20 protein-coding genes and 1 tRNA gene are annotated in these 23,929 nt (G+C 63.5%); all 21 read right to left on the reverse strand.

What is annotated here, in order from left to right; genetic code table 11:
• Positions 1 to 1,515, reverse strand: a 1,515-nt coding sequence (locus tag ABHR76_RS04290) for a molybdopterin-dependent oxidoreductase (protein WP_346976896.1), incomplete at its 3' end; no start/stop codon positions are given.
• Positions 1,515 to 2,417 carry an FAD binding domain-containing protein gene (locus ABHR76_RS04295; protein ID WP_346976897.1) on the reverse strand — a complete coding sequence of 301 codons (903 nt, stop codon included), beginning with the start codon at positions 2,415 to 2,417 and terminating at the stop codon, positions 1,515 to 1,517. The genes ABHR76_RS04290 and ABHR76_RS04295, both read right to left, overlap by 1 nt.
• 164 nt (positions 2,418 to 2,581) lie before the next feature.
• Positions 2,582 to 3,937, reverse strand: a complete 1,356-nt coding sequence (gene gdhA / locus ABHR76_RS04300) for an NADP-specific glutamate dehydrogenase (RefSeq protein WP_346976898.1) — start codon at positions 3,935 to 3,937, stop codon at positions 2,582 to 2,584.
• Between the two features lie 257 nt (positions 3,938 to 4,194).
• Positions 4,195 to 4,590 (reverse strand): putative Se/S carrier protein, encoded by a 396-nt coding sequence (locus ABHR76_RS04305; RefSeq protein ID WP_346976899.1) that lies wholly within the window; start codon positions 4,588 to 4,590, stop codon positions 4,195 to 4,197.
• A gap of 15 nt (positions 4,591 to 4,605) precedes the next feature.
• A complete protein-coding gene (gene mobA / locus ABHR76_RS04310) occupies positions 4,606 to 5,238 on the reverse strand; it encodes a molybdenum cofactor guanylyltransferase (protein ID WP_346976900.1) in 633 nt (210 codons plus the stop codon).
• A gap of 154 nt (positions 5,239 to 5,392) precedes the next feature.
• Positions 5,393 to 5,489 (reverse strand) — tRNA-Sec (locus tag ABHR76_RS04315).
• Positions 5,490 to 5,625: 136 nt separating this feature from the next.
• Positions 5,626 to 7,593, reverse strand: a complete 1,968-nt coding sequence (gene selB / locus ABHR76_RS04320; RefSeq protein WP_346976901.1) for a selenocysteine-specific translation elongation factor — start codon at positions 7,591 to 7,593, stop codon at positions 5,626 to 5,628.
• On the reverse strand, positions 7,590 to 9,047 hold the full coding sequence (gene selA / locus ABHR76_RS04325; protein ID WP_346976902.1) for an L-seryl-tRNA(Sec) selenium transferase: 1,458 nt from the start codon (positions 9,045 to 9,047) through the stop codon (positions 7,590 to 7,592). The genes selB and selA overlap by 4 nt, the downstream gene beginning before the upstream one ends.
• 52 nt (positions 9,048 to 9,099) lie before the next feature.
• Positions 9,100 to 11,217: a molybdopterin-containing oxidoreductase family protein gene (locus tag ABHR76_RS04330; protein ID WP_346976903.1), complete on the reverse strand. Its 2,118-nt coding sequence runs from the start codon at positions 11,215 to 11,217 to the stop codon at positions 9,100 to 9,102.
• Between the two features lie 122 nt (positions 11,218 to 11,339).
• The gene (locus ABHR76_RS04335) at positions 11,340 to 12,179 is read right to left on the reverse strand and encodes a formate/nitrite transporter family protein (RefSeq protein WP_346976904.1); all 840 of its coding nucleotides are present in this window, start codon (positions 12,177 to 12,179) and stop codon (positions 11,340 to 11,342) included.
• A gap of 39 nt (positions 12,180 to 12,218) precedes the next feature.
• Positions 12,219 to 12,722, reverse strand: a complete 504-nt coding sequence (gene hycI, locus ABHR76_RS04340) for a hydrogenase maturation peptidase HycI (RefSeq protein WP_346976905.1) — start codon at positions 12,720 to 12,722, stop codon at positions 12,219 to 12,221.
• A complete protein-coding gene (locus ABHR76_RS04345) occupies positions 12,722 to 13,303 on the reverse strand; it encodes a formate hydrogenlyase maturation HycH family protein (RefSeq protein ID WP_346976906.1) in 582 nt (193 codons plus the stop codon). Before ABHR76_RS04345 ends, hycI begins: the two co-directional genes overlap by 1 nt.
• The gene (locus ABHR76_RS04350; protein WP_006234107.1) at positions 13,304 to 14,086 is read right to left on the reverse strand and encodes an NADH-quinone oxidoreductase subunit B family protein; all 783 of its coding nucleotides are present in this window, start codon (positions 14,084 to 14,086) and stop codon (positions 13,304 to 13,306) included.
• A 2-nt stretch (positions 14,087 to 14,088) separates the two neighbouring features.
• On the reverse strand, positions 14,089 to 14,805 hold the full coding sequence (locus ABHR76_RS04355; protein ID WP_124786290.1) for a formate hydrogenlyase complex iron-sulfur subunit: 717 nt from the start codon (positions 14,803 to 14,805) through the stop codon (positions 14,089 to 14,091).
• Position 14,806: 1 nt separating this feature from the next.
• On the reverse strand, positions 14,807 to 16,579 hold the full coding sequence (locus ABHR76_RS04360; protein ID WP_118259006.1) for a hydrogenase large subunit: 1,773 nt from the start codon (positions 16,577 to 16,579) through the stop codon (positions 14,807 to 14,809).
• A 3-nt stretch (positions 16,580 to 16,582) separates the two neighbouring features.
• Positions 16,583 to 18,142 (reverse strand): hydrogenase 4 subunit F, encoded by a 1,560-nt coding sequence (locus ABHR76_RS04365; RefSeq protein WP_346976907.1) that lies wholly within the window; start codon positions 18,140 to 18,142, stop codon positions 16,583 to 16,585.
• A gap of 3 nt (positions 18,143 to 18,145) precedes the next feature.
• Entirely contained in the window at positions 18,146 to 18,799 is a 654-nt protein-coding gene (gene hyfE, locus ABHR76_RS04370; protein WP_022095199.1) for a hydrogenase 4 membrane subunit, read from the reverse strand.
• 13 nt (positions 18,800 to 18,812) lie between these two features.
• Positions 18,813 to 20,270, reverse strand: coding sequence for a hydrogenase 4 subunit D (locus ABHR76_RS04375; protein ID WP_346976908.1), 1,458 nt, complete (start codon positions 20,268 to 20,270; stop codon positions 18,813 to 18,815).
• A gap of 15 nt (positions 20,271 to 20,285) precedes the next feature.
• The gene (locus tag ABHR76_RS04380) at positions 20,286 to 21,212 is read right to left on the reverse strand and encodes a respiratory chain complex I subunit 1 family protein (RefSeq protein ID WP_346976909.1); all 927 of its coding nucleotides are present in this window, start codon (positions 21,210 to 21,212) and stop codon (positions 20,286 to 20,288) included.
• Between the two features lie 12 nt (positions 21,213 to 21,224).
• Complete coding sequence (hyfB, locus tag ABHR76_RS04385) at positions 21,225 to 23,243, reverse strand: hydrogenase 4 subunit B (protein WP_346976910.1); 2,019 nt, start codon at positions 23,241 to 23,243, stop codon at positions 21,225 to 21,227.
• Entirely contained in the window at positions 23,236 to 23,853 is a 618-nt protein-coding gene (locus tag ABHR76_RS04390; RefSeq protein WP_215673408.1) for a 4Fe-4S dicluster domain-containing protein, read from the reverse strand. Before ABHR76_RS04390 ends, hyfB begins: the two co-directional genes overlap by 8 nt.
• Positions 23,854 to 23,929 lie beyond the last annotated feature (76 nt).

The following is a 23,929-nucleotide window of genomic DNA, read 5'->3' on the forward strand; positions in this document are numbered from 1 at the left end:
ATACGCACCGGCGTTGGACAACGTATGCAGATCGATGGCCGTGATGGTGCCGTCGTTCATGGCGCCCAGCTTAACGGTCATCTGCATCTGGTGGCGCGAATTGCCCGCGGTGATGGTCTCCTCGCGGGTGTAGCAGCAGTAGCTCGGACGGCCAGTCTGCTGGGTCACGAACGCCACGAAGATCTCGCAGCAGCCCGTCTGCTTGGAGCCAAAGCCGCCGCCGATGCGCGGCTTAATGACCTGCACCTGCGACTGCGGAATGTCGAGCGACTGCGCGACCATGCGACGCACGTGGAAGGGCACCTGCGTCGAGGTGGTCACCGAGATGCGCCCGAACGCGTCGGTCGTCGCGAAGGCGCGGAAGGTCTCCATGGGCGCAGTCTGCGTGGCCTGGCTGGTGTAGGTGCGCTCAAAGACGATGTCGCTCTGGGCGAAGGCCTCGTCCAAGTCGCCAAAATCGCTGGTACCGCTGCACACCAGGTTACGAGCAACGTCGCCGCCCTGCGGGAACATAAAGGTCACGTCGCCCTCGGGGTGGACAACGATGTCGTTATCGAGTGCCTGGGTAAAGTCGAGCAGCGGCTCGAGCACCTCATAGTCGACCTTAATGAGTTTGAGCGCCTTGTCGGCAGCCTCCTCGGTCTCGGCGGCGACGATCGCCACTTCCTCGTTTTGGTAACGGACGAGGTTCTCGAGAATCAGGCGGTCGTAGGGACTCGGCTGCGGATAGCTCTGGCCGGCGATGGTAAAGCGGCGCTTGGGCACGTCCTCGTAGGTGTAGACGCCCACGACGCCCGGCACCTTAAGGGCGCGAGACGTGTCGATGGAGCGGATCTTGGCGCGGGCATAGGGGCTGCGCTTGAGTTTGACGATGAGCGCGCCGGCGGGCACCATATCGCCCGTGTAGACGGGACGGCCCTCGAGCAGAGCCTTCGAATCCTTCTTGGGCTGCTTGTGGGTGATTTGCTTGTACGAGACGCCGTCGCAGCTGGTGTCGTTGACCGGCAGCTCGGGCATCTCAAAGCCCACCTGCACGCCGGACTCGTTGAGGAAGCGGACGATGGCGCGCAGCTGGCTCTCGTAGCCGCTGCAACGGCACAGGTTGCCGGCGAGCTGGCGCGAGAGCTCCTCGCGCGTTGCGACGAGGCTCGGATCCTCCTTGGCGGCGCGGGCGAGCGCCAGCACGTTCATGATGAGGCCGGGGGCGCAAAAACCGCACTGCTCAGCGCCTTCGGCAGCCATCGCACGGGCGAGAGCCTCGGACTCGACCTTAAGGCCCTCAAGCGTGGTGATGGTGTGTCCCTCAACACGGGCGGCGGGAACCGAGCAGCTCAGCACCGGGTCGCCGTCGAGCCACACCGTGCACAGGCCGCAGTTGGTGGTTTCGCAGGCACAGCGCACCGACGCGCAACCCTGCTCGCGCAGCAGCGCGAAGAGCATGGTGTCGGGGGCAATCTGAACCTTGACCTTACGGCCGTTGAGCGTAAAGGAAAGATCGATGAGTTTGGCAGCCATTAGCGCACCTCGCTAGAATCGACGCCGGGCACGCGGCGGCAGGAATACTCGTCCGTGGCAAACTTAGGCACTTGCACGGTCTCGAGCTCGCGGGCAAGCGCGGCCGAAAGCTCAATGCCGGCGGCGCGGCGCACGGCCTGCACGGCAAGCGGGGCCGAGATGCAGCGGCGGTAGTCGGCCGAGCCCCACAGGTTGGTGCCGTAGCTCAGGGCACGCACGGATGCGGCTAGGGCGCGCAGCTCGTCCTCGGAAGGCTGCTCGTTCACCAGGCCGCATGCCTCGCCCTGCAGCAGGGTCGAGCGCAGCGGACGGGCACCCACGGTGACGTGCCAGGAGTTGTCCCACCAAGCAGCAGTGACATTAAGCGAGGGGAAGTCGGTCGCGGCCTTGCGCACGGCCTCATAGCTCGCGCGGTAGTCGTGCTTAACGACCACGACGTGCTCGATCACGTCGCGAACGTAGCCCATCCGCACGAACTCCGCGAGCGGCACGCGGCCGGCACCCGTCAGCTCAACATACGAATCGAGCGCCAGGAAGGCCGAGAGCACGTCCGAGAAACCAAAACGGCCGTAGATGCTGCCGCCTACCGTGGCGGTGTTGCGCAGCTGCACACCCACGATGTCATGGACGGCAAACTCAAAAACATTGTTGACAAGCGCGTTGAGCTCGGCATGGCGCTCGAGCTGGCGCAGGGTGCACATGGCACCGATGCGAAACTCGGTCTCGGTCTCCTCGATCTGATCGAGTCCGCAGGCCGAAAGGTCAATCGCCGTCGCCACACGACGCGAACCCAGGCGCATCCAGATGCCGCCGCCCACAATCTTGTTGTTGCGGTTCTTCTGTAAGAGCTCATAGGCTTCGGCCGCGTTTCCAACACGGACGTAGGAACCGAACTTGAGCACGTTCTCCCCCATCTCTCCACTTGTCCAGTACTTTTAAGTGTACCAAACGAGGGGCCGCAACTCATGCCGAGACAAAATGATCCGTTTTCCTCCGTCCCCTTTGGATCAAAAAAGGCTCCCGGCGTTGAGCCGAGAGCCTCATCACATGCTATGTCAGGCAGGGATTAGCAGACACCCTGGGCGAGCATGGCATCGGCGACCTTCAGGAAGCCGGCGATGTTGGCGCCCATGACAAAGTTGCCCTCCTGGCCATACTCCTTGGCGGTGTCGTCCACGTTGTGGAACATGCCGCGCATGAGCTGCTCGAGCTTGCCGTCGACCTCCTCGAAGGTCCAGGACAGGTGCTCGGCATTCTGGCTCATCTCCAGGCCGGATACGAGTACGCCGCCGGCGTTGGCAGCCTTGCCGGGCATAAAGGCGACGCCGTTCTCCTGGAAGTAGGTCGTGGCCTCGATGGTCGTAGGCATGTTCGCGCCCTCGCCGACCACCGTGCAGCCGTTGGCGACGAGCGCCTGGGCGTCCTCGAGCAGCAGCGTGTTCTCGCGAGCGCAGGGCAGCGCGATGTCGCAGGGCAGCTGCCACACGCCGCGGCCGTCGCCCTCGTGCCACACGGCGCTGGGCCTCTCGTCAACGTACATAGCGAGCGTAACGCCCTTGTCGTGGCCAGAGCGCTTCTTGTTGTAGATGAGCTCGAGCACGGTGTAGTCGATGCCGTCGGGATCCTCGACCCAGCCGTGGGTATCGGAGCAGGCGAGCACCTTGCCGCCGAGCTGAGTGACCTTCTGGACCGCGTAGATAGCGACGTTGCCGGAGCCGTGAACGACGACGTTCTTGCCCTCGAAGGAGTCGCCGCGGCTCTTGAGGTACTCGTCCACAAAGTAGGCCAGACCGTAACCGGTGGCCTCGGTACGGGCGAGCGAGCCGCCAAAGGAGAGGCCCTTGCCGGTGAGGACGCCGGTCCACTCGTTGGTCAGGCGCTTGTACTGACCGAACAGGTAGGCAACCTCGCGGCCGCCAACGCCCAGGTCGCCGGCGGGAACGTCGGTGTTGGGGCCGATGTGGCGATAGAGCTCGGTCATGAAGGACTGGCAGAAGTGCATGATCTCGTTGTTGGACTTACCCTTGGGGTCAAAGTCGGAGCCGCCCTTGCCGCCGCCCATGGGAAGGGTGGTCAGGCTGTTCTTGAGGATCTGCTCCAGGCCCAGGAACTTGAGCATGCCCAGGGTGACCGTCGGGTTAAAGCGCAGGCCGCCCTTGTAGGGTCCAATGGCAGAGTTGAACTCGACGCGGTAGCCGCGGTTGACCTGGACCTTGCCCTGGTCGTCGACCCAGGGGACACGGAACATGACGATGCGCTCGGGCTCGACGAGGCGCTCCAGCAGGGCGGCCTCCTCGTACTCGGGGTGGGCGTCGAGCGCCGGCTGGATGGTGCCGAGAATCTCAGTCGCGGCCTGGATGAACTCAGGCTGCTCGGGATAGCGGGCCTTGAGCTCTTCGAGAACTTTCTGCGTGTAGCTCATGCTTCCTCCAATTGATGGAAAAGAAAGGTGTCGTTCGCGGCGCCCCATGCGCCGCGAGCTTTATCGAGTATGGATAATATCGCACTGTTGCAGCAAAGTTTCGCATAAGCCGACAAGCAGATGTTTCGTTTTGATTACGATGCAGGTAGAAGCGTTTTTGAGCGCTCGAGGTACAAATCGCGTGTTTCGAAGCTGTTTCGTCCACATGTTCCAAACCACCACATTGGGGACAGGCACCTTTGTGGAGGTGTTGGTGGTTAGAGGACGAGTTGATGGTAGTCGGCGGGGGTTATACGGCCTTCGGTCGCGGCACAGAAGGCGGCGAGGGCATCGCCGGAGAACGGCATGACCCAGCAAAGTCCACAGCCGGCGGTAATGGAGCCGGGCAGCGGCATGATGCGCCCGGACACACCGGCGGCAAGACACAGCTGTTCGCATTCCATCACATCGAAGGTGCTGTCAAACGACACGATAATCTTGCGCTCGTGATCAGAGGCATCGCCAAACGAGGCCTCGCGGTGCGACTCGCGATACGCAGCCGCCGCTGCCTCTTCTTCGGCCGTATGTCCACAGCCACCGCAGCCGCAAGTACAAGGCTCGGACCCATCGCAAGTGCAAGGTTCCCCGGTATCGGGGCAGGTATCGTGAGGCATGGCATCTCCCATCGTCTAGGCGAGCAGCTCGGCTGCCGCAAACTCCTCGGGTGTATTGACGTTTTCGAAGCAGAGCGTGGAACCGGCAACCTCGACAATCTGGGGCTCATTCAGATAGCCGGCATGGACCTGGTCGATCAAACAGCGGATGCGTTGGCGGTCCTGGTCGAGCAACTCACGGGCAACCGGCGCGCAAGCCTGGCGGCGCCACACGGCGCACAGCGGCTCAATCCCCCGCTTCTCGCGCGGCACGCACACGTCGAACGCCTCGGCCTCAACACGATCGGCAAGCGCGCCGATGAGTTCCGGCGAGACAAACGGCATATCGCAGGCAACGATCGCCACGAGAGGCAGCCGGGCCACAGTCAGCGAACTCGCGATGCCGCGCATGGCGCCCGCCGGCCCCTCAAGGTCCGACACTATTCGCGGCACCAGGCCGCCAAACGCGCGCTCCTCAAGGTAGGAAAGCTCGCTGGGACGCGAAGTCGTCACGACCAACTCGCCGGCAACTGGCGCCAGCCGACCCAGCACGCGTTCGATGAGCGGCTCGCCGCAAAACGCCATGCGAGCCTTATCACAGCCCATGCGCGAGGACAGCCCACCCGCTTGGACGACACAAGAAAGATCGGCACGTCTTACGGTAGTCATACGGCAAAACACCTCCATCGGCATGCTCGAAACCCGGTGCACGAAGCTAAATACAGCCACCGAAATAGCAGCGCTACGAAAAGCTCGTGCAAAAACAAAACAGCGCCTTTGCGGCACGCAGCAAGACCGCGAGCACAAAAGCGCTGGTAGCGTATGGCGGGAACGTATGTGAATCGAACACATCCAAGACGTTTTGCACGCCTCGCAACGGTTTTGAGGACCGCGGAGCCCACCGGAGCCCATCCGTTCCCAAGTGCGCCGGTATTTTACCAAACCAAACAGGCCCCATCCCAAAAAGACGAGCAAGAAGTTGCGGTGGAATAGTTCTTGTTTAGGCTGCAAGACCCCAAAAACAGGAACTATTTCACCGCAACTGATAAGGGTGGCCTAGCGCAGGGAGCGCAGGCCGCCGGCTTCTTTGTCGAGCACCGTGAAGCGCACGGCATCCAGGTGTTCCAAGATGCTGATGGCACGCTTGCGCGACACGCCCAGCGCCTCGCGCAGCACGCTCGTGGTAGCAGCGCCACCGGCGTCGGCAATGGCAGAGGCGACGAGCTCACGCGCGCAGGCCTCAGCAGCTGCAGACAGGGCCACATCGCGCTCGACCTTTACGATAGAGCGGTTGAGCGAAAGCTCGCGCAGGGCACGCGTCATGGTGTCGCGATCGAGCTGCAACCGCTCGCCCACCTCGGGCAACGTCGGTGCATCGAGGCCGGCTTCGTCCAGCAAGGAAACGATCCGCTCGCAAGCCTCTCGCACCACGCGTGCCGCCGCGGCGGCCGAATGCGGATCGAATACCTCGGCGCCCTCGGCGGCGCACACGCCGCGCGAACAGCCCTCGGAAATCAGAGCCGCGGCAACGCCTTCATCAGCGGCAGGCCACGCAGCATGGGCAACGGCGCCGGGCGTAAAGCCCGTCTCCTTGGGAGCCGCCGCGTGCATGGCTGACAGGGTCGCCGCCAGTGCATCCATCGCGGCGTCGAGCACCGCAGCGTCCGCCAAGAGGTCCGCGTCACCCGCGGCAAGCTTGCGAACGGAGCCCTGCGCCACCAACCCACGCAGTGCGGCATCGACCTCATCGACACCAAGGTCCAAAGCCTCGGCAGCATCAACCGCCGTAACCGGCAGCGTCTGCAGCGCCAGCCAAGCGCCCACACCGCCCGCGATATCGCCGGACTCGAGCGCCGCATACAGCGAACGCTCCCCTTCGGAAAGCTCGCGCGAGCGACGGCAGCGCGAAAGCAGCACACGCCCGCCGCCAATAAGCATCACGGGTGAATAGGACAGCACCACGGCATGGTCTCCGGCTCGCAGCGGCAGCGAGTTTTCCAAGCGTACCTGAACAATACGGGTCTCGCCCACCGCCATGGGGGCCTCGCCCTCCATGAACATGATGCGACCGACGACCTCGGCCGTACCCGCCATCACGTGCACACGCGCACCCGACTCGAGCACGCGCGGCTTGGCTCCCTCGCGACCTAAATACGTAAACGTCATCATAAAGCGCATCGTCTGGCCAAAGCGGCCCGCCACGCCGAGCATCTCACCGCGATCGAGCGCGGCGACGCCATCGCCCACCAGGTTGAGCGCCACACGCTGTCCGGGCAGTGCTCGCGGCGTATCGCCATGCACCTGAATCCCGCGCACGCGACAGACCGTACGCGACGGCAGCGCGACGAGCTCATCCCCCACCGCGACGGGCGCATCGTGCAACGTTCCCGTCACCACGGTACCGGCGCCCTTGATCGTAAAGCAGCGGTCGATGGGCAGACGCGGTGCGGCATCGGTGAGCTCGCCACGGGCACGGCAGGCATCCCAGCAAGCGGCAACCTGCTCGTCGAGCGCAGCCAGCAGGTCATCGATCCCCGCGCCGGTCTTGGACGACACCGGCACCATCGGCGCGCCCGCAAACACAGTACCCGACAAAAAGTCATCGACATCGAGAGCGGCAAGCTCGGTCATCTCGGCGTCGGCCAGGTCGCACATCGTCAGCGCGACCACCATATGCGTAACGCCCAGCAGCTCCAGCACATGCACGTGCTCGCGGGTCTGCGGCATCACGCCCTCGACGGCCGAAACCACCAGCACGGCCACGTCGATACCCGTGGCACCCTGCACCATGGCGCGCAAGTAATGCGCGTGGCCCGGCACGTCGACCAGGCCAACGATCTTGCCACTCGGCAGCGCCAGCTCGCCAAAGCCCAGCTCCACGGTCATACCGCGACGGCGCTCAACCTCCAGACGATCGGGATTCTTGCCGGTCAACGCCTCGATCAGTGCCGACTTACCGTGGTCGACGTGGCCCGCCGTGCCAACGATAACGGGACACTCCACCAGCGCCTGAACCTCACTCATCGTGCAACCGCCTTCTTAACGCACGCGGCGAGCGTCGATGCCGCCGTCTCGATATCGCGGTCGCCCACGAGCGTGCGCACGTCAAACAGGACTCGGTCGTGCGAGGCGCGCGTGACGACCGGCGTGTCGAAATCTTGGACGAGTGAACGCTTGAGCGTGTCGACGGACAGGCGCCCGTCGGCCGGGCAGACGGCCACGCACATCGTGGGCAGCTCGACGGTAGGCAGCGAGCCGCCGCCGGGAGTCGACGACTCCTCGACGATTTCCACCTGCACGGCGCACGGACAGCCAGCCTTATCGAGGCCTGCCACCATCAGCTCGCGCAGTTTGCGTGCGCGACGCTCCAGATGAGCCTGTGGAAGCGTGAGCATGTTGAGCACCGGTACCTCGCGATGGGCCACATCCGCCCCGTCCATGTAAATGCGTAGTGTGGCCTCGAGCGCCGCCAGCGCGAGCTTGCCCGGGCGCAGGGCACGCATGAGCGGATGCGACCCGCAGGCCTGGACCAGATCGCGACGGCCCATGATAATGCCCGCTTGTGCGGCACCGAGCAGCTTATCGCCCGAGCACGACACGATATCGAGCCCCGCCGCGACCGAAGCCGGCGTGGGCTCCTCGCCGCCGCGCACCAGGATGTCATCGGGCAACAGTGCGCCCGACCCCTGGTCCTCGTAGAACAGCAGGCCATGCTTGTGGGCAAGCGCCGCAAGCTCCCGAGAACCTACCTCCTCGTGGAAACCCTCGATGCGATAGTTGGAAGGATGGACCTTGAGGATCATCGCTGTATCGGGCGTGATGGCGCGCTCATAATCTGCCAGATGCGTGCGGTTGGTGGCGCCTACCTCGATGAGTTTGGCACCCGAGGCCGCCATGACGTCAGGGATGCGGAAGCTGCCGCCAATCTCGACAAGCTCGCCGCGGCTGACGATAACCTCTTTGCCTGCGGCATGGGTGGCAAGCACCAGCAGCACGGCGGCCGCGTTATTGTTAACGACCAGCGCATCCTCGGCACCGGTAAGCGAGCGGATCAGTTGCGCTGCGTGCTCCTTGCGCGACCCGCGCGAGCAGGTATCCACGCTGTACTCGAGCGTGCTGTAACCGCGCGCGACCTCGGCCACGGCCTTGGCGGCCGACTCCGCGAGCGGGGCGCGGCCCAGGTTGGTATGGATGACCACGCCCGTGGCGTTAACGGCGGGACGCAGGCTCGGCAGCGCGGAGCGATGCGCACGCCACTCGATGGCCGAGGCCAGCTCGCGCTTGGAACGCGGAGCAGCACCGGCACGAATCGCGGCGCGCTCCTCGTCGAGCTCAGCCGTCACGGCAGCATGGACCACCGCGTCGCAGGTCTCCCCCGCCGCCTTCACCACCGGCCACTCGGCAAGCAGCTCGTTGACGGAAGGGATGGCGCGCAGACGGGCGCGCACCTCATCGGACATGTTCTGGCTATCGCTCATGTGCGGCCTTTCAAAAGAAACGTGGATCAGTCGAATACATCAGCTGAGTCAATTACTCGTCATTATCCTCGCGCGCCGTGATTTTTTCCACGCGAACGGCGTTTTCCTGGGTGAGCGCGGCACCCGTCAACGGGTCCCAACGCAACGGCGTATGGTCGAGCGGGCCCACGCCCAAGGCTTGAGCGCCACCGGCATCGGTGCCAAACGAACGCCCACCGGGGGCGGCCGAGGTGAAGATGCACGCAGGATGCAGATACGGCGTCGTCTCCACACGCACGCGGTCGCGGCCCATATCGCTCACGAGTTCGACGATCTCGCCGTCGGCGATGCCCATGCGCGCAGCAGCATCGGCATTCATCTGCACGGCATCCAGGTCCGACCCAGCCTCGGCGGCACCTTGGGCCGCAAGCCTTCGCGAGGTATGCGACTCAAAGGGACGGTTGCCGCTAATGAGGCGAAACATCCCCGGGCCGGGCTCCACCATGGGAGCGATCCAGTTGGGCACACGACCCAGGCCGGCTCGTTCCCATACGTCGCTTGCCAGCGCAATTTTGCCGCCATCCAAGGGAATCGCCGGCTCACCCGTACGCGACGGCAACGCAACACCTGTGTCGGCCCAGCCGCGCTCCTTGAGCTCGTCCAGATTGATCCCAAACGGCGCCACCTGGGCAGCCGCCAGATCGTCAGACGTAAACTGGAAATACTCGCCCACGCCACAGGCCTGCGCCAGACCGGCAAAGATCTCCCGCCCCGGTCTCGTGTCGTCATGCAAAATGCGCAGCACGGCGTTGCGGTAGAACACGCGCGCGTCGTTGCGGCCCACGACCGTACCCACGCCGCGGTCGGCCTCCAGATACGTCACGTCGGGCAGCACGAAGTCAGAAGCACGCGCCGTCTCGGACCAGCGAATATCAATTGTCACGAGCAAGTCGAGCTGCTGCAAGATGCCCAACCAAGCCTGTGCATTGCCATAGCCCGCACCGGGGTTACTGGCATAGACGATGAGCCCACGCAAATCTCCGGCAAGAATCGACTGGCCGATGGTCGTGCACAGGCCGCGCACCGGATCGACCAGTGGATAGCGCTCGGACCCCAGCTTGGGCCCGCGCGGTACCGGCGGCGTCGCAAAGCGTGCGGGATCGAGGTCGCCCAACACAAGCGGCGTGGGCGGGTTGAGCGCACCGCCCGCGTGTCCGATACAGCCCAGCAGCACATCGACCAAGCAGATAGCGCGCGCGGTCTGGGTGCTATTGGCATACGCGATACCGATGCCACCATGAAAGCCCGCATCCACCACGGCGGCAGGCGCGGCAGCAGCCAGATCGCGCGCCGTGGCGACAATCTCTGCGGCCGGCACGTCGCACATCGACTCGGCCCACTCGGGCGTCCAAGCGCTGGCCGCCTGCGCCAGCTCGTCAAAACCCGTGGTATAGCGGGTCACGAACTCGTAGTCGTACAGATCCTCGGCAATCAAGACATGGGCAATACCCAACAGCAACGCCAAGTCGCAGCCCGGACGCACGCGCAGCCAGCGGTCGGCAAGTGCGGCCGAGCCACTGCGCCGGGGGTCAACCACGATAATCTTCGCCCCGCGCCGGCGTGCATCGTTGAGCGCGTCAACGGCCTCCATCGTCGACGAATCGACAATGGAACGCCCCAAATACATGATGCAATCGGTATGCGCCAGGTCGGAGGCGGGGCTGTAGCCCAGGCTGTGCTCCCAACCGGTAAGTCGGCTTACCTCGCAGGCACCGTCGGCACCGTACACGTTGGGCGAGCCCAGCGCACGCATAAAGCGATACGCCCAGTAGCGGTCGAACGAGGGAACGCCGAGCGTCATGCCCAGCGCACGCGGACCATGCCCGTCGACAATCCCCCCAAGGCGCGCTGCAATCTGCGCGAACGCCTCGTCCCACGAAATCACATCGAACCCCGAGCCATCAGTTCGTCGGCGCATGGGATGCACAATGCGATCGCGCTCGTCAAACGGCATTGCCAGGCGATGCCGTCCGCGGGCGCACAGGGCACGCGCCGCGCACGGATGTCCCGGCACCGGCAACTCGGCCACCACACGCCCATCCTTAACATGGGCCGCAAAGGCGCAATCGGCATAGCATCCCCCGCATGTGGTCACCACGGCGCGAGCGTCACGCTTCACAGCAGATGCCATCTCGATTACCCCTTTCATCAGCCAAACACAACAGGCCAAAAGCCCGGCAACGAGCCCCAGACCCAAAAAGCCTCCCGCACGGCAACGCCCCGCGGGAGGCCCAACGTCAAACAGACGGTACCTTACGCCTCGGACTTCTTAGCGTAGATAAACCAGTAGCCGAGCGCGACCAGAACCGCGCCGCCCACGATGTTGCCCAGCGTGGCGGCGGACAGGTTAAACGCAATGCCCGCAGCGTTGAGCGCATCGGCGCCGGCGACGTCGGCGCCATAGCCGCATGCATGCATCACGGCGCCCATGGGCAAAAAGTACATGTTGGCAACGCAGTGCTCAAAACCGCAGGCCACAAAGGCGGCGATGGGCAGCAGAATGCCCACAACCTTATCGACCACGGTCTTGCCGGCGGTACCGATCCACACGGCCAGGCACACAAAGATGTTGCACAGGATGCCGCGGAAGAAGATCGTCACCCAGTCGATCGTCACCTTGCCGGCGGCGACGCTCACCATGGAGTTGGCGACCGCCTCGCCGTTAAGTTTATATATGCCGGCCATGTACACCAAAAAGACGATGAACAGAGCACCGACAAAATTGCCAACCCACACGACGACCCAAGCCTTGAGCATCTGAGCCAAGGTGATCTTTTTACTCTTGAGCGCGCAGACCATAAGAGAATTACCGGTAAACAGCTCGGCGCCGCACACCAGCACGAGCACCAGGCCCAGGCAAAAGCACAGGCCGCCCACGACACGCTGAGCGCCCCAGCCCAGCGTGCTATCGCTCAAGAACACGGTAAAGAACAGGCCGCCGAAGGCAATAAACGCACCGGCGAACATTGCCAACAGAAAGGCCTTTGCGACCGGCAGGTTGGCCTTGGTCACGCCGGCGGCCTCGGTCTTGGCCTCGATCGCGGCGGGTGTCAGGCAATCGGGAGCGGGATACTCCACCTTGGAATCTGCCATGTCAATCACTTCTTTCCTAACAAAATGGAACAAGTGCTCCTACTGCTCTTGCCCCAAGCGGACAAAGTGGGAAAAGTCGTTGGCGGCCACGGCGTCGTACACGGCGTCGACGGCCTCAAAGACCTCCGGGGACATGGGGTTGTAGAACTCCGTGTCGCCCGGCTGAATCCCTATGAAGACGATATCTTCGCACGATTGCTCAATCTCTTCGATCAGAATCGACAAGGGAAGCGAATGCGTGGTGAACATCGACTTGCGGGCCACATCACGTTTGTCGAGCAAGCGGATGGCGCCGACGGGCAGCGCCATGTCGGCGGCATCAACCAAAACCAAACGCGGCGGACGCTCACGCTTGACCTCGATGATGTCATCCTCGGGCGTTTGGCCTCCGTCGATGGTGTACCAACCGGCGATGGGCGCGTCCTCCATCTTTTTGGAGAGCACGGGGCCGGCGGCATCGTCGGCGCGCAGCACGCTTCCCGCCGTGAGCACGATACCCGCAAACGGGGCGCCGTTCACGCGGCCATCCACAACGCGACCCATTACTGCAACCTTCCCGTCAGATACACGCCCGACACATCGCGCACGCGCTCAACCAGATCGCGAAACTTCATCAGAAACGCGACCTGCTGGGCATGCAGGCCAAAGTCGTCGTCGAACACCGAAATGCCGGCCTTGGCCGACCCGCGAAAACCGCGCTCGTCGAGCAGCGTATCGCAGGCCTCGAGCAGCGACGGCACGGCCGCCTTGTCGAGCTGGCACTCACCAAAGGAGCGGATGGCCTCGAACTTGGTCTTGGCCTCCCCCTCCGGCAGTGCGTCGACGAGCGTATAGAACACATCCACCGGCACCGACAGGCGCGGCTCAAAGCAGTCGAGCACGCCGGTGTGGTGGCCCACGGCGAGCGTGTAGTACAGCACGTCGCAGGCCTCCTGGGGAACGTCTTCCTCGGTCTCCACAAACTTACGCGTGAGCTCGTAAAAGACCACCTGGTCGGGCGCATGGCCCAGGCAGGGGTCGGCGACGCCCTCGGCGGCCTCGTCGCTTGCGCGCGAGGCATCGCCAAAAGAGCCGCCGAGCATGCCGGGACCCGCAAAGTAACCAGAGCGGTCCGTGAGCTCCATCTAGCGACCTCCGGCCAGCACCAGATCCTGCAGCGCCGAGTACACCTCGACGCGGCGCGGATCGTCCTGCTTATCGATGAGCAGCGCCATGGCACCGCGGATATCGCCCTTGGGCGCGCCCTCGAGCGTATCCATAAACTCGTTGGCCAGGTCGCGGCCGTAACGGTAGCCGCTCATGGCGCGAGCCTCGCGCTCGATGGCAACGCGCAGCTTGTACGGCACGCCGGGATGCAGGATATCGGCCTGCTCGCCGGCAGCCTCCACCGTGGTCTCGGCATGGAGCTTTTGGTCCAACAGACCGAGCGCCATGGCAAAGCCGTAGACGGTCTGCGCGGGGCTGGGCGGGCAGCCGGGAATGTAGACGTCGACCGGCAGGATCTTATCCGTGCCGCCCCAGACGCAGTAGTTGTCGTAGAAGATGCCGCCGGTGCAGCCGCACGCGCCATAGGACACCACGATCTTGGGATCGGGTGCGGCCTCAAAGGCGCGCAGGGCCGGCATGCGCATGGCACGCGTCACGGCACCGGTGTACAGCAGCACATCGGCGTGACGGGGCGAGGGCACGACCTTGATGCCAAAGCGCTCGACGTCGAAGACGGGCGTGATGGAACCGAAGATCTCGATCTCGCAGCCGTTGCAGCCGCCGCAGTCAACACGGTAGACGTACACCGAGCGCTTGATCTTCTTAAGAAGGGTCGCCTTGGCCTTCTCGATGCTCTCGTCGAGCTCGATCTTGGTCGGGCGGTACTGAAGCCGCTCGGGCAAAAGCGTGGGTTCGGCCATGGTTACTCCTCCTTCGTATCAAAATCCATAATGATGCCCTCGACCGGTGCAGGTCCGGCGGGAATCTCGGGCGCATCGGGATTGAGCTCGCGGTCGATATACTCCGGGTTCACACCGTGGCCGCCCAGATACTCCATGCCGGGGCCCTGGGGCTCGCCAGACGCAAGCGTCTCGTTGGCAGCCATGCCGGCAGCGTTGCCGGTCTTTACGGCCGAGGCGGCGCGCAGGGCGTCGAGCTCGCGCTTGCACTCCTGGCACATACCGACGGTACGGGCGGCCTGCTCGGCCTCCATGCCGCCGGCCTTTTGCAGCAGGCGCTTAGCGTAGTCGATCTCCTTGTGCGGGGCGAACGGCTTGCCGCAGCGCGAGCAGTGCTCGAGCGTATAGACGCTCTTGCTGGTGAGGTCATCCTTGCTCATGACGGCCAGCTCAAACTCCTCGGTGAGCTTGATGGCCTCCATGGGGCAGGCTTCCTCGCAACGGCCGCAGAAGATGCAGCGGCCGTAGTCGATCGACCAGGTGATGGTATCGGCCGCAAGGTCGGTGTCCATGCGAATGGCATCGGCCGGGCACGCCACGCCGCAGGCTCCGCAGGCGATGCAGAGCTCGGCATTGTGCTCGGGCTTGCCGCGCATGTCCTTGTTGGTGGGGAACGGCGCAAACGGGTACTTGACCGTCGCGTCGCCGGCCTTGGCGTTAACCTTCCAAAGCTTCAGCATATTAGAGCGCCTCCTCATCGAGCGGAGCGGCCATGGTGCCCTCGCCCGCAAGCGGCGACTTGTCGCGCCAGACGTTCTCGAACTGCTCCTTGTCGAGCACATGGTCGCGCTTGGCGGCGACATCGGTCACCGTCACGCGGTCGGTGCAGGAGTAGCACGGGTCGAGCGAGCCGACGATCAGCGCCGCATCGCCCACGGTGTTGCCGCGGAACATGTAGCGCAGGACCGGCCAGTTGCTGTACGTGGCGGCCTTGGCGCGCCAGCGGTAGCACTTCTGGTTATTGCCGAGCATGGCCCAGTGCACGTCCTCGCCGCGCGGCGCCTCGGTGGCGCCGATGGCGTACTTGTGCGGGGTGTACTCCCAATCCGTGGTGAGGATGGGGCCCGACGGGCAGTTCTCGAGCATGGTCTCGATCATGTCGATCGAATCGTAGACCTCCTGGATGCGAACGGCGGTACGGCCGAAGGCATCGCAGGTGTCGGCCGTGGCGGCATGCATCTTTTGAATATCCGGATCGGCGTAGCCGTCGAAGGGATGGTCAAAGCGCACGTCACGGGCATAACCCGAGCCACGCATGAGCGGGCCGACCGGCGAGAAGTCGCGTGCGATCTTACGGTCCAAGATGCCGATGCCACTCGTACGCTCAATAAAGTTGGGCGTGGAGAGAAGCACGTCGACGAGCTCCTGAACCTCGGAGCGCAGCTGGTGGATGGTCGTGAGCGTGGAGAGCTTCTGCTCGGCCAGGATATCGCGACGCACGCCGCCGATCACGTTGAGGCCGTAGGTCTTGCGGTGACCGGAGAGCTTCTCGGCCAGGTCCATGGACTTCTCGCGGACGCGGAAGAACTGCTGGAAGCCGGAGTCGAAGCCGGTGTAGTGCGACGCCAGGCCAATGTTGAGCAGATGCGAGTGCAGGCGCTCGACCTCGAGCATGATGGCGCGGATGTACTGGGCGCGCGGCGGGACATGAATACCCTGGGCGCGCTCGACGGCCTCGGCATAGGCCACCGAGTGGGCACAGCCGCAGATGCCGCAGATGCGGTCGGCGAGGAACGTCACGGCGTCATAGTTCAGGCGCGTCTCGGCGACCTTCTCCATACCGCGGTGCACGTAGAACAGACGGTAGTCGGCGTCGACAATCGTCTCGCCCTCGACGAACAGGCGGAAGTGGCCAGGCTCGTCGGAGGTAATGTGCAGCGGGCCCATGGGGACGAGCGTGGTCTCCTTGCCCTTGGTGTCGGCCAAGAACTCGTAGTTTTCCATGTCGCTCGCGGGAGCGGGACGGAAGCGGTAGTCCATGGAGTCCTTGCGCAGCGGATACAGGCCGCTGGGCCAATCGTCGGGCAGCACCAGGCGGCGACGATCGGGCAGACCCTCGGGGATCAGGCCGAACATATCGCGCAGCTCGCGCTCGCCCCACACGCAGGCGGGGACGAACGGCGTCACGGACGGGAACGTCATCTTGGCGGGATCGACCTCTGTGCGGACGGTCACCCAGCCGGGGTCCTCCCCCTCCATGGAGATGACGTAGTACACGGCGTAACGGCCGCACAGGCTGCGCTCATCGTTGCCGATGATCACGGGAATCCAGCCGTAGCGCTCGTAGTACAGGTAGTGGACGGCCTCGGGCAGCTTGTCCTGCTTGACGGTGATCGTCAGCTGGTCCTCGCACTGCCACTCGACCTTCTCGATGCAGCCCGGAACGGCGCGGCGCAGGGCCTCGACATGGCTCTCGCAGCGACGGGCATACACCTTGTTCTCAGTTTCAATCATTCGTTACTCCACCTCGCTCTGAGCGGTCTCGGTACCGAACACAGCGCGGTACATCGGCGTCGCGTGAAGTTCCTCGGTGCTCTGCTCGAGCACGATGCCGGTCGCGGTCTCCACACCGTGCACGAGGGGCAGCGGAGTGGCGATGCCAAACCACAAGATCATGACAGCCAGGATGATTTCGGGGATAAGCATGAGCGCCGGGGCCTCATGCTTGCCCATGCCCTGGGGCGCATGGCCGAATACCGACTTGAGTGCGATGCGGGTGAGCGCGGAGATGGCCACGGTAAGACCGAGGGCGACCACGACGACCAGCCACATGGGACCGGCGGTAACACCGGCGACAAAAGTCAGGAACTCGGAGATAAACATGCCAAAGGGCGGGAAGGCACCAAGACCGAGCAGCGCCAGGACGGCGAGCGCGGCGGTTGCGGGGGCAACCTCGACGACGCCCTGGATCTTGGCCAGGCTACGCGTGCCAAAAGCGTGCTGGATGTTGCCGGACACGCAGAAGGCAAGCGTCTTGGTAAAGCCGTGGAACACGCAGTGAAGCAGGGCCGCGGCGATACCCAGCGGGCCACCGATACCCAGGCACAGGGCGATAACGCCCACGTTCTCCACAGACGAGTACGCAAAGCGGCGCTTGAGGTCGTCCTGGCGGAACATCGAAAGTGCCGCCACCAAAATGGACAGCGTGCCGACAATCAGCAGCAAAAGCTGCGGATACTCGGCGCCCACGGCCTGGATGGTAAAGCCATAGAAGCGCATGATCACAAGCATGGCGCACTTAAGCAGCACGCCCGAGAGCAGGGCCGAGACAGGGCTCGGGGCCTGGGAGTGGGCATCGGGCAGCCAAGTGTGCATGGGGAACAGGCCGGCCTTGGTGCCAAAGCCGATCACGATAAACGCAAAGGCGAGGCGCATGAGCGTCGGGTCGAACTGGTCGGCATACGGCAGCACGCACGACAGGAACGCGGCCTCGTGGGCGTTGGGAATCACGTCGGCGGCATTGGCGTAGATCAGCAGCGTACCGAACAGGCCAAAGGCCACGCCGGCGGTGCAGACCATCGCATACTTCCAAGAAGCCTCGAGGGCCGTCTTGTTCTTGTAGATACCCACGAGGAACACGGTGGAAAGCGTGGTTGCCTCCACGGCGGCCCACGTGAGGATCACGTTGTTGGACAGACACGCGAGCAGCATGGTGAACACAAACAGGCTAAACAGCGCAAAATACTGCTTGGCGCGCTCGGCGGGCATGGAGCCCTCCTCGATATCGGCCTTTACATAGGGCAGCGAGAACAGCCCGGTAAGAAAACCGATAAAGCCGATGAGCAGCACAAAGATGGCGCCCAGCGAATCGAGGTGGAACCACAGGCCAAGAGCGCTCGCGGTGTCGCCGCTCATAAGGACGTCACCGGCCGTCACAATCGACAGCACCAGGACGGCTGCGACGGAGACCAGGTTGAGACCGGCAAACACGTTATAGGACGTGTTCTTGGGCAAAAACGCCATGACCAGCGAGAACACCAAAGGAGTCGCGAGCAGGGCGAGAATCAACGTTTCCATGGACTACCCCCTCAGCTCGGACAGGTCGCGCGCATCGAGCGAGTGGGAGTCGTCCCAAATGCGACGCACGACGATGGACATGATGATGACGGCAAAGATGGCGTCGGTGGCGATACCGATCTCGATGATCTCGGGAGCGGTGGGGGCCAAAAGCGCGAGCGTCACATGGCTGCCGTTTTCCATAAGGCAATATCCAAAGATCTGCTTCATGATGTTGCGCTGCGAGATGATGCAGGTGAGGCCCACAAAGAAGTGAGCGAAGCTAATAGCGAGCGCAGGCGTTGCGACCTCGGCAGTGGGCAGGCTGATCTGCGTCACGACGGCAAAGCAAATCGCGACCTCCACGGCGATGATGCAAATGGCCCACGCGGGCTTAAGGCCGGCCTTGAGCGATGCGTCGCTCGGCTCGCCCATCTTCTTGTATGCGCGGTTGAGGATATAAGGGACCAGGACGACCTTGGTGATAAAGGCAGATCCGGCCCACATAAGCAGCTCTTGCGCACCGGTAGTGGCACCGAGCGTAGCGAGCAGTCCCACGAGTACCAGCGACTGCACCGCATACCAGTTGATGGCATGCTTGATGTTCTTGGAGACGACCACCATGGTGGACGTGACGATCAGAAGGCCGCCAAGGATGTTGACGATCGAATAACCCATGTCGTTCTACCTCCTAACCGATCCAGCTGGCCGAAAGCGGGCCGCTGACGATAACCATGATGATGAGCACGATGAACACGAACGCCATCGCTCGGGGAAGCGGGGCTCCCGCAGCGACCTCGTCGCTCGGCTCGCCGGGCAGGCAATAGCCCATCCACTTGAGGAACCAGGCGAAGGTGGCGACGGTCTCGGCGACCATGATGCACACGAGCACCAGGATCGCAACGTTGCCGGCACCCACAGAGAAGCCACCGGCGATGATCTGGAACTTCGAGAAGAACGTGTTCATGGGCGGCACGCCGGCAATGGCGAGCGCGGCGACACCAAAGCCCACGCCCGAGATCGGGTACTTCTTCACGATACCGCGAAGCTTGGGCAGCATACGCGTGCCGAGCGTAAAGGAGAACGAACCGGCGATCAGGAAGAACAGCGTCTTGGCGAAAGCGTGGTTAAAGATGTGGCACACGGCGCCATCAAAGGCCAGCTGGCTGCCAAAGACCGAAAGGCCCAGGCCAAAGAACACATAGGAGAGCTGGGCGATCGTGGAGAAGGCCAGCAGACGCTTCATGTCCTTTTGCGGCAGGTACATAAGGAAGCCAAAGAGCATGGTGACCATGGCGTCGATAATGGCAACCCAACCCACGATCTCGGGAATCTCGCCGGCAGAGACGAGTGCACGCGCGAACACGCACACGCCGACCTTAACCATCGAGGCACCATGCAGGTAGGCCGAAACAGGCGTCGGCGCCTCCATGGCCGAAGGCAGCCACATGTACATGGGAACCTGTGCGGACTTGGCCCAGGCCGCAAACAGCACGAGCAAAAGGACGATAGCCTTGAGCTTGGCGTCGAGGCCGGCAATCGCGGTGATGGCGAAGGTGCCGGTGTGGGCAAACACGATGGCGGCACCCAGATACAGGCCGAGTGCACCGATATGCGTGATGATCAGAGCCTTCATGCCGGCCTTCTTGGCCGTAGGCGACATGTAGTAGCTAATGAGGCCCCAAGAGCACGCACCCGTGATCTCAAAGAACACGAGCTGGCCCAAAAGGGTCGAGCTGTACACGAGGCCGGCCATGGCGCCGATGAAGGTCGCGAGGTACGCGTAGAAGCGACGACGCGGCGCGTCGGGATGCTCACGGTTATTCTCGCTCATATAGGGAATCGAATAGATCACGACAAGCAGGCCGATACCCACAAAGGCGGGCGCGAGCAGCGTGCTCATACGATCGAAGGTGAATCCCATGACGAGGGTCTGCCCAAACGAGATCAGGGGGACCTGCGTGTCGGGCATGCCGGCGCCAGCGAAATTCGCGGCGAGGGCGATGGTGCAGGCCGTCGAGACGGCGGCACCCAAAACGCTGAACCACTTGGCGTACGGACGGGGGAACAGGGCGACGAGCACCGAGGCCACCATCGGGGCCGCGATAGCGACCAAGCCGAGAAGGGACAGACTGACTGCAAATGACATTGTTTCTCCCTTCTCCTACACGCCGACGACCACGAAGACAAACGCCAGAACGGCGATGCCCACGACAGCCCAGGTCTGATTGCCGAGCACCTTAAAACGCGAGCGCGAGCAAGAGTTCTCGATCACGCCGCATACGACAAAGTCGATCAGGCACTTCACCAGGAAGATGACCGCGCCCAGAACGGCGGCGGCGCCCACGGTCGCGGGCTCGCCCCAGGGGACGAAGATCGCGCAGAACCAGGCGAGGACCAGGACCTGCTTCATGGACATGGCAAGCTTGGCCATGGCGAGCGACGGGCCGGAAAGCTCGGCGAGCGGGCCTTCCTGAAGCTCCTGCTCGGCCTCGGCCTGGTCAAACGGCAGCTTGCCGAGCTCCATGTAGCAGGCAATCGCAAAGGCGATGCCGGCGAGAATCACAGCGACCGGCGCGTCGACGGCGCCCGTCATGATGTGCTGACCCATGGTGGCGATGTCGGTGGAGCCGCACACCAGGGCGGCGGCAAACAGCGCCAGCAGCATGGACGGCTCGATGAGCACGCTCATGAGCAGCTCGCGGACGCCGCCGATACCGGCGTAGGCGTTGGACGAATCCACACCGCAGAGGGCGAAGAAGAAGCGGGCGAGCGCCAGGCTGTACATGATGGTGATGGCGTCACCAAAGACCGGGATGGGGCTTTGTGCCGTAAAGAGCGGCAGACCCATCGCGAGCATAAAGGCGACGGCGAAGAACAGCGGCGGCATGATGCGCAGCGCAAAGCTCGCATCCTCGCTCTGGGACTCGGGGCGCGCAAAGAGCTTGGCCAGGTCGCGGTAGTCCTGCATGATGCTGGGGCCGCGACGGTTGTGCATCTTGGCGCGGATCACGCGGCCGAGACCGGAGAAGAACGGTGCGACGGCCATGACGACCACGCCCTGCAGAACGGCAAGTACGATGTTGTTCATGCTCTCCCCTCCTTAACCCATTTGCACGGCGAGCACGAGGAACACCACGAGTGCCGCGACGATGTAGCAGATATAGATGCTGTAGTTGCCACCCTCGAGCTTAGTCGCGAGGTCGGCGAGCTTCTCGACACCCTTATGCGGGGCATCGACGAGAACCTTGTCGGGTACGGGTTCCACAGCCTCGGCCACACCGGTGAGCTTCTGGAAGAAGTGCGCGATGGACCAGCAGACGGCCGTGCAGCGGTCGCGCAGCGTGTAGAGCGGCTGCATAAACCAGGACACCTCGGAGGCAAAGGTCGTGGCCACGACGGGCATATGCTCGTTGGGAGCATAGCCGCATGCCCACGGCTGGGACTTCTGCACCTTGCCGACGGTCTTGAGCTTGCGATAACCGCAGGCAAGGCCGACGAGCACCACAAGCGCAATAGCGATCGCGGGCGTGGAGGTGGCAGCGCCGGAGTACTGGTTCATGAGTTCCATGCCCTCGGCGGCAAACACGCCACCGTACGGATGCAGCACGGACGCGGCGACATCGACCAGCACGGGCGCGATCACGGGAGCGCCAATGCCCAGCACGACGCAGATGGCCGCGAGCAGGCCCTGCGCAAACACCATGGGGGCGGGAACCTCCTTGGCATCGGCCGCGGCCTCGGAGCGGGGCGCGGAGGCAAAGGAGACGCCATAGGCCTTGACGAAGCACGTGACAGCCAGCGCGCCGGTAATGGCGAGCGCGACGGCAGCGAACACGGCCACGATCATGACAGCTTTGTCGCCCTGCATGGCGGCGTTAAACAGCGACTGGTAGGTAAACCACTCGGACACAAAGCCGTTGAAGGGCGGGATGGCCGAGATGGCAAGCGCGCCAACGAGGAAGCAGATGGCCGTTGCCGGCATACGACGGAACAGGCCGCCCATCTTCTCCATATTGCGCGTACCCGTGGAGTACAGCAGCGCACCGGCGCCCAAGAACAGCTCGCCCTTAAACATCGCGTGGTTAAACGTGTGGTAGAGGGCGGCCATCAGAGCCAGGACGGCGATTCCGACCGAGTTGAGCGCCATGGCGGCCATGGAGGCACCGACGCCGAGCAGAATGATGCCGATGTTCTCGACGGAGTGATAGGCCAGCAGGCGCTTGATGTCATGCTCCTGCAGGGCGAAGGCCACGCCGAGGACCGACGAGATCGCACCGAAGACCATGACCATAAGGCCCCACCAAACCTGAACGCCCGAGGCGGAGAGCAGGTCGAGACCAACCTTGAGGATACCGAAGATACCGATCTTGATCATGCCGCCGGACATGAGGGCCGACACGTTGGACGGCGCCTCGGGATGTGCCTTGGGCAGCCAGCCGTGCAGCGGGATGATACCGGCCTTGGCGCCAAAGCCAAAGAAGGCGAGCACGAAGCACACGGATGCGACCGCAGGACTAAACTGCGTGGCGCGGAAATCCGCAAAGGCAAACGAGCCACCGGCGAAGTTGGTCATGGTGAGGAAGCTCGCCATGATGAGCACAAAGCCCACGTGCGCGATCACAAAGTAGAGCCAACCGCCATGGATGGAGTTCTCGTTCTCCTCGATCACGACCAGGAAGTACGAGGTCAGCGACATGAGCTCAAAGGCGACCAGGAACCAAAACACGTTGTCGGCGGTGATGACGAGCATCATGGACGCCACGAAGGTGTTAAAGAAGAAGCCGGCGCGGCCCTTTTTGCCCGGGTACTCATCAAAGTAGTTGAGACCGTAGATCGAACCGGCAAACGCGAGCACCGAGATGAGCGCCACGAACAGGCCGGACAGCTGATTGAGCAGCAGCTGGAAATGGGCAAACGGGAAGAACACGATGGTGTCGACCGACGTGACATCGCCCAGCACGGCCTGGATACCGGCCACAAACGAAAGCACCGCGGCGACGGCGCCGATAAGGCAGCCGGCGGTCTTGGCGGCGTTATCGGCCTTGATCAGCAGAACCGAGGCGAGCGCACCGATGCACGAGACGGCAAGCGATGCGATAAACAGCGTCATGCTATCCATTCTTTACGCTCCCTTCTGCTTTCTCGGACAAGCCCTGGGCCACAGCGGTAACGTCGACGACCGGACCGTTTTCGATCGAGCGCAGGCGCTTGGCCTCGTCGAGCTCGCGATCGGCCGCGCCGCCCATGACGGTCAGCGCCTTGGTGGGGCACGCCGCCACACAATGCGGGCCGTCCGGATCGAAGGCGCACAGATCGCACTTGACAGCGCAGGTGTACTGGCCGGGAGCCCACGTAAGAAGGCTGCTCAGGGACTTAGGATACGAAGGCGTCGGATCGCACATGCCTGCGACACCGGCGATAGACGTGCCATCGGGATGGATGGCTCCGAAGGGGCACGCGATGGCGCACAGCCTGCACCCGATGCACTCCTGCTCCTTGACGTGGATGCGATCGCCATCGTGCTCGATGGCATTCACCGGGCAAACCTCGGCGCAGGGGGCACCCTCGCAATGGTGGCAGGCAAGGGCGGCCGAAATACCGCCGGTCTTCACGAGCGCCAGGCGCGGCGTATCCTGAAGACCCTGCATCCGGTGGGCGTCGGCACAGGCGGACTGGCATGTTCCGCAGCCGATGCACCTCTCCGGGTTGATGTCGATGAAGCGGTTCATCCCCACTTCCTTTCAAAATAACGGGCCGGGCTCCCGAACGTACGGGACGCCCGGCCCAAAAAGCCAACGAGAACGG

Origin of the sequence: Collinsella aerofaciens, assembly GCF_039752985.1 — a bacterium.
GTDB lineage: Bacteria > Actinomycetota > Coriobacteriia > Coriobacteriales > Coriobacteriaceae > Collinsella > Collinsella aerofaciens_BT.

Coding starts and splice junctions, on each gene's coding strand:
- gdhA (WP_346976898.1), bottom strand. CDS start 3,937: ATGAGCTACACGCAGAAAGTTCTCGAAGAGCTCAAGGCCCGCTATCCC.
- ABHR76_RS04305 (WP_346976899.1), bottom strand. CDS start 4,590: ATGCCTCACGATACCTGCCCCGATACCGGGGAACCTTGCACTTGCGAT.
- mobA (WP_346976900.1), bottom strand. CDS start 5,238: ATGACTACCGTAAGACGTGCCGATCTTTCTTGTGTCGTCCAAGCGGGT.
- selB (WP_346976901.1), bottom strand. CDS start 7,593: ATGAGTGAGGTTCAGGCGCTGGTGGAGTGTCCCGTTATCGTTGGCACG.
- selA (WP_346976902.1), bottom strand. CDS start 9,047: ATGAGCGATAGCCAGAACATGTCCGATGAGGTGCGCGCCCGTCTGCGC.
- ABHR76_RS04330 (WP_346976903.1), bottom strand. CDS start 11,217: ATGGCATCTGCTGTGAAGCGTGACGCTCGCGCCGTGGTGACCACATGC.
- ABHR76_RS04335 (WP_346976904.1), bottom strand. CDS start 12,179: ATGGCAGATTCCAAGGTGGAGTATCCCGCTCCCGATTGCCTGACACCC.
- hycI (WP_346976905.1), bottom strand. CDS start 12,722: ATGGGTCGCGTTGTGGATGGCCGCGTGAACGGCGCCCCGTTTGCGGGT.
- ABHR76_RS04345 (WP_346976906.1), bottom strand. CDS start 13,303: ATGGAGCTCACGGACCGCTCTGGTTACTTTGCGGGTCCCGGCATGCTC.
- ABHR76_RS04350 (WP_006234107.1), bottom strand. CDS start 14,086: ATGGCCGAACCCACGCTTTTGCCCGAGCGGCTTCAGTACCGCCCGACC.
- ABHR76_RS04355 (WP_124786290.1), bottom strand. CDS start 14,805: ATGCTGAAGCTTTGGAAGGTTAACGCCAAGGCCGGCGACGCGACGGTC.
- ABHR76_RS04360 (WP_118259006.1), bottom strand. CDS start 16,579: ATGATTGAAACTGAGAACAAGGTGTATGCCCGTCGCTGCGAGAGCCAT.
- ABHR76_RS04365 (WP_346976907.1), bottom strand. CDS start 18,142: ATGGAAACGTTGATTCTCGCCCTGCTCGCGACTCCTTTGGTGTTCTCG.
- hyfE (WP_022095199.1), bottom strand. CDS start 18,799: ATGGGTTATTCGATCGTCAACATCCTTGGCGGCCTTCTGATCGTCACG.
- ABHR76_RS04375 (WP_346976908.1), bottom strand. CDS start 20,270: ATGTCATTTGCAGTCAGTCTGTCCCTTCTCGGCTTGGTCGCTATCGCG.
- ABHR76_RS04380 (WP_346976909.1), bottom strand. CDS start 21,212: ATGAACAACATCGTACTTGCCGTTCTGCAGGGCGTGGTCGTCATGGCC.
- hyfB (WP_346976910.1), bottom strand. CDS start 23,243: ATGGATAGCATGACGCTGTTTATCGCATCGCTTGCCGTCTCGTGCATC.
- ABHR76_RS04390 (WP_215673408.1), bottom strand. CDS start 23,853: ATGAACCGCTTCATCGACATCAACCCGGAGAGGTGCATCGGCTGCGGA.